Origin of the sequence: Algoriphagus persicinus, from assembly GCF_035156415.1 — a bacterium.
Taxonomy (GTDB): domain Bacteria; phylum Bacteroidota; class Bacteroidia; order Cytophagales; family Cyclobacteriaceae; genus Algoriphagus; species Algoriphagus persicinus.
In genome coordinates this window covers 81,015-87,014 of record NZ_JAYEEY010000020.1, presented here as the reverse complement: position 1 = coordinate 87,014, position 6,000 = coordinate 81,015, and the positions used below count along the sequence as shown (strand labels likewise).

Sequence of the window (6,000 nt, the reverse complement as noted above, 5' to 3'; positions counted from 1 at the left end):
ACGACTTGCATGTATTAGGCCTGCCGCTAGCGTTCATCCTGAGCCAGGATCAAACTCTCCATTGTAAATTATCATTATTTATACACTGTCCATGAGACCGCACGAAGCAAATCCCATAAACATCTCCCTGTCTGTTCTCAGGTTACTATTTTTTTTGCCTTACATCACTTCAAAGAACTTAGTACCACTCATTTGTGGTTCTGGTCAGACACTGAAAACCTTCGCTTTCCGTTCCGTTTCTCCCCCTTCCTTGCTGAAGGGAGTGCAAAGGTAAGCGATATTTTTAAACCCGCAATAACCTCCGCAAATTAATTTCTAAAGTTTCTGGAAGCTTAAACACTCCCACTTTAACCGACCTCTCCGATCGGTGCGCAAAGGTAAAGCATCATCGCTGACTTTCAAAACCCCACACCAAAATTAATCCTTTCAATACTTTCCCCCCGTCCCCTCTCTCCGTTTCCGTCGTTTGGGAGTGCAAATATCTGCCTTTTTATTTTAGCGGCAAGAGAATTTATGAGATTTTGTCTGCTTTTGGCGTAAGGCACTGATAGAGAAAGAGGAAAGTTTTACAAAACAAATAATGCCCTGATAACTCAACTTGCTAATACATTTTTCTGAACCAATGAAAATCGATTTAGTATCTGAAGGTAGGAAGCGGTGGGTAATGCTTTTTGCTTGGGTCTTTGGAAGAAAAAACATACCTAACAGAAAGCTCATGAGCACCACCTGACACACGTTGTCCTAGTTTTGAGATAGAATAATCAAAGCTATATCCAAAATCTAATCCTGAGTCCAACTCGATTCCGATTAGTCCAATTAAGGATTCATTATTTGGCAAATTATACTTGGTCGGAAGACCACGATACCAAAATCCAAGAATCAACGGCTCGAAATAAAACTCTGCCCCAATGTCTAGCTGGTCAAAAACACCCTGTGATTTGTAATTAAATGCAAGGGCAAGAGACCTCTCCTGATCTGTATTATTGAAATAATCATTGATATTCCCTGGAGCAAGATTAAACCTTACCCCACCTTGTATGGTATATTTAATAGGGAGTCTATTTGAATTATCTTCCAAATAACTTATCTGAGGTTCAAGCAAATGGAAAGCAGAAACACCCAACCAAAATTTTTCTTCATAATATAGGAGGCCAGTATTCAAATCAGCTGCTCGCAAACGACTGTCTCCCGAAAAGCCATCGCCCGGCTCTCCAACTACCACTCCCTTGTCTATATCTAACTGAGTCCCCAAAATAACTTGGTCAAAAAGCACATCTCTGGATAAAAAACTTCCCTGAGCTCCAACATGCAGAAATCGTTTCTCCCCTAGGCGGAGTCTATAACTATACACTACCCCTATTTCATCTGTCTTGCTTTGGTTGAAGGACTCTCGTGCTCCAGATATAATTATCCCAAATCCAGAATTATACTTTTCAGAAAAATGGTCTGCATAAGCCGTATAGGCGATGAAACTCTGATCCAAGGCTGGCCACTGGTTTCGGAAATTAACTCCCAGTCGTGTAAGCCCAGTACTTCCTGCCAAGGCTGGATTCAGATAGAAAGGATTGGCATAAAACTGAGAATATTGCACATCTTGACTGACAGCCCTAGTAGCCAAGAGAAATAGGATGCCAAAAATTAGGTAAAACCTCGTCATCATCTGATTAACTTAAATTTACCTGCCTTAGTAACCTTTTCTCCATCTGTGGCTACCCCGTTATATCGATATACGTAAAAACCAGCGTCCAATAATTTCCCATCTAATTCCCCATCCCAACCCATTGTTTTCAAATCATCTGTTTGAAAGATCAAATCTCCCCAAATATTAAAGATTAATAGTTCGGCTGAAACTAACCCCTTATATTTTGGAAGGAAAAATTGATTTGTATTACTTAAAGGAGTAAAGCCTGTCGGGAACATTACTCTATAACTTCGCAAAATTGAAACTCTCTTTACTATAGAGACTTCACACCCCCACTCATTGGTAATAGTAAGCGTCACATCAAAGTCACCTTTTTTACCATAAACATGCGTTGGGTTTTTCTCAGTAGAAACTGATCCATCGCCGAAATCCCAATTCCAGCTTTCAGCATCTTCGGAAGACATATCTGTAAATTGAAATACATCATCAGGAAAAAAGCCGCCATCCTCCTCGCCTTTGACTCCCGTCCCTTGAATTTCAAATGCGAAATCAGCTAATAGATCCTCCTCAAGTATTATAATTTGCAGTGTTTCTGGTGAGGAATAACAATCCAAATCAGCGTGTTTGATCTGAAGCTCAAATTCTCCTGATAGAGAAACTTCTCTCATTTCATCATCCAAATAACTTTGTCCAGCACCAGTTAGCTTATAATCAAATGTAATCGGATCGTAATTCGAAATACTTTTAGTCACATCCACAGGCTGATCTGGAGTACAACCTACAACTGGTGAGGTGAAAGCAAAGTCTGGGAATTCCGGAAAACTCACCAAAATCGAATTGGAGATAGCTGGGCAGTTTTTACGATTATATGCTTTTACCAAATATTCACCTACAGTATTCGCTGAGTACTGCTCCNACCAAAATCGAATTGGAGATAGCTGGGCAGTTTTTACGATTATATGCTTTTACCAAATATTCACCTACAGTATTCGCTGAGTACTGCTCCGAGGTAGCCCCTATTATCAATTCATCATCCTTATACCATTCGTACCGCTCATAGATCTCACCTCCTTTAGAACTAAAAGTCACCGACTCTCCTCCACATAATCTCACTTCTTCTACCAGGTCAGGATTTCCGTCTTCAAAAATACTGATCGGCTCAGGAGATTCTTGAATTTTCAATGTCATCGCATTTCCTACAGAGCTTTTTCCATAGTTATCGGTAATTGTATAGTAAACAGAGACACTTTGATCTGTAAACCCTTCATTCGGAAAAAAGGTAAAATCCCCTCCATTTGCCCCTGCTTTAAAAGTGCCTTGAGGCAATTCTAACACCCTATTTTCTTCGCGACATTTCCCTTGGGCACAGATATCTTCACTTTCTTCTTCTATATCATCAAGTGATGCATAAAATTGCAGACATCTAATCTCACTGTTTTCATTTGGGAGTATCACTTCCTCATCTGTGATATAATAGGTGTTTTCCTGACCTTCACATGAGGCAAAATCCGAAAAATCAACTCCCGATGGGTTTTGTAATCCCTCATCATTGGATACCTCCACGATAAGATTTCTAATCTCATGAATATTCGTCTCCCCGCCAGTAGAAGCAGCAAATCCAATTTTCAAGTTCTTTGGAGGGGCATAGGGAAATGGAATACCTGGGAAAATTGTAATTGTCCTAGGTTCATTTACAAGAGTAGTAACTACCATTTCCAATTTCAGGAGATAACCTACTCCTGAAGAATTTGGCTCTAGCTCCAAAAAAACTTTCCGATAGCCTGGAATGGCGGGGTCTGTAATTCGCCCAGTTCCAGAGCCACCTGAACTCAAAGGGAATTGGTATTGTACATCCAATGCCAACCCAAGCGAACCAGTTGGTGGATCTAATGTCATTTTTCCACCGACAAATTCATAACCATTTAGTCCTGATCCACCTTTCCTAATCGAAATACTATTTGGAAATAATCCATTTCCTCCTAAAAAGCCACCTGTTTTACCTTCACTAGAATTGCTATAATTACCGTAGCTATCGAACCCAACACCCAAATAACCTCCAGTCATCCCAGGTTGAATATTCCTCTGGGCATATCCAAAAGACCCTCCAAAACCACCCGTTCTGAAATTTTGCACGTCAGCATCAAACAAAAAAACGGTCAATCCATCTGCCCCACTTCCTCCATACATAAAGTACTCGAATGATGCCTTAATGCCATAGGCGGGCGAAAAAGGAATATCTATATACACGTACCCATTTTGCTCTCTCTGCGCATCGGTCAGACGAAGCACTCCGCCTTCCAATCTTGCACTTCCTCCAAAAACCGTTTCAGCACCTATTGATTCTTGATCTACAAATGTCTCACAGTAAGGAAACCCTACCTGTGAGTAAGAGTAGTAGGAAGCAAATAAGAATGCTATGGCTAAAAGTAAAAATCTCAATTCTAGGCTAGGTTTATAATGGGAAAGCCAAAATACACTTTAAACGCATAGAAATAAAAAAGCCCTCGATTAAAATCAAGGGCTTCAAACAGTTTGTGCTTCGGTTAGCGCAGAATCGTTTGGATACGATCCGGGCCTACAGAGACCAATTTGATTGGGACATTTAATTCTATTTCCAAGTATTCTACATATTCCTTTAATTCAGAAGGAAAGTCCTCGTAGGAATGAATATTTTCAAGGGAGCAATGCCATCCTTTCATCGTTTTATAAATTGGAGTAACTTCTTGCTCAGAAATCTCAAAACTCAATCTGTCGATCTTCTCACCTGAAGGAAGTTCGTAATGTGTACAAACTTTAATTTCCTTAAAGATATTCAACACATCTCCTTTCATCATAAATAGCTGAGTAACGCCATTGATCATGATAGAATATCGAAGTGCTGGCAAGTCTAACCAACCACACCTTCTTGGGCGACCGGTGGTACTTCCAAATTCATTCCCTTCTCTCCTCATTTCCTCACCGTCCTTATCGAATAGCTCAGTGGGAAAAGGGCCGCTACCGACTCGGGTGCAGTAAGCTTTGAAAATACCGAAAACCTCACCGATTTTAGAAGGAGCCACTCCCAACCCCGTACAGGCACCTGCAGTCATTGTAGTACTACTTGTCACAAAGGGATAACTACCGAAGTCCACATCCAATAGAGAACCTTGTGCACCTTCAGCAAGAATTCTTTTGTTAGAATTGAGTGCTTCATTTACCACATATTCGCTGTCGATGAGATTCAAAGTCTTGAAAAACTCAACCGCAGAGAAGAATTGCTCTTCCATGCCAGGCAATTCATCCAAAGGATGACTGTAAAATGAAAGTATGGTTTTGTGCTTGGCTACGAGTACTTCGTATTTCTCCTTGAAATCTGGACTTAAGATATCCCCTACACGAAGTGCGGTCCTTCCAATTTTGTCTTGATAAGTAGGCCCTATTCCTTTAAGCGTAGAGCCGATTTTCTTATCCCCTTTGGATTTCTCCAACGCGGCATCAAGAAATTTATGAGTCGGGATGATTATAGTGGCTTTCTTGGAGATAACCAGATTTTTCATGTAATCGATGGAGAATTTACCCAATCCATCGATTTCCCTCTTAAGGACAATAGGATCTAATACCACCCCATTACCTATGATATTTAGTATTTGTGAGCGAAAAATCCCAGAGGGAATTTGGTGCAAAACATGTTTTATCCCATCAAATTCTAAAGTGTGCCCAGCATTTGGGCCACCTTGGAAACGGGCTACAATTTCATATTCAGGCGCTAATACGTCTACTATTTTTCCTTTTCCTTCATCTCCCCACTGGAGACCTAGAAGTACATCCATCTTCATTTGATGTGCGGTCTTATCTGTTACACTTGACTTTTTGAAGCGTGAAATTTGCGATAAGCCCATAGAAAACCAAGGGAAAGGGCGTAATTATTTATAGTACATAAAAAGCTGCGGCGCCATAGCGCTAGGAACAAAACCAGACAAAGATCTATTTCACGGCTCCCTTTTTGAACTCTTCAATAGAGTCAAAAACAGTAAAAATATTATTCAGCTTAGTGATTATCAACAATTTCTTAACATGATCAGAGGGGGCTGTTAGGTACACTTCTCCATCTTTATTTCTCATTTTGGTAAGCATAGTGATCAAAAGTCCGATCCCGCTTGAACTGATATACCTCACTTCACTGAGGTCAACCACAAACTTTTTTACGCCTTCTTCCACTGCATCCGACACAACCTCCACCAATTTGGGTCCCAATTCATCCCCAATCAAATCACCCTGAATAAAAAGGTAATTAGCGAGCTCATCTTTACTTGTATTATAGGTCAATTTCATATGATTATAATTTGTTTTTTATGGGTCATAACCTGTCCCGTGACGAA

4 protein-coding genes and 1 rRNA gene are annotated in these 6,000 nt (G+C 40.4%); all 5 read right to left on the bottom strand.

Features of this window, described 5'->3' with window-relative positions:
• A 16S ribosomal RNA gene (locus U3A58_RS15715) occupies positions 1 to 65 on the bottom strand; the annotation flags it as partial.
• A gap of 569 nt (positions 66 to 634) precedes the next feature.
• Positions 635 to 1,660 (bottom strand): PorP/SprF family type IX secretion system membrane protein, encoded by a 1,026-nt coding sequence (locus U3A58_RS15710; RefSeq protein WP_323824949.1) that lies wholly within the window; start codon positions 1,658 to 1,660, stop codon positions 635 to 637.
• Entirely contained in the window at positions 1,657 to 2,469 is an 813-nt protein-coding gene (locus U3A58_RS15705; RefSeq protein WP_323824947.1) for a PKD domain-containing protein, read from the bottom strand. Before U3A58_RS15705 ends, U3A58_RS15710 begins: the two co-directional genes overlap by 4 nt.
• A gap of 1,716 nt (positions 2,470 to 4,185) precedes the next feature.
• The gene (locus U3A58_RS15700) at positions 4,186 to 5,457 is read right to left on the bottom strand and encodes an adenylosuccinate synthase (RefSeq protein ID WP_323824945.1); all 1,272 of its coding nucleotides are present in this window, start codon (positions 5,455 to 5,457) and stop codon (positions 4,186 to 4,188) included.
• A 148-nt stretch (positions 5,458 to 5,605) separates the two neighbouring features.
• Complete coding sequence (locus U3A58_RS15695) at positions 5,606 to 5,953, bottom strand: STAS domain-containing protein (RefSeq protein ID WP_323824943.1); 348 nt, start codon at positions 5,951 to 5,953, stop codon at positions 5,606 to 5,608.
• Between the last annotated feature and the right edge of the window lie 47 nt (positions 5,954 to 6,000).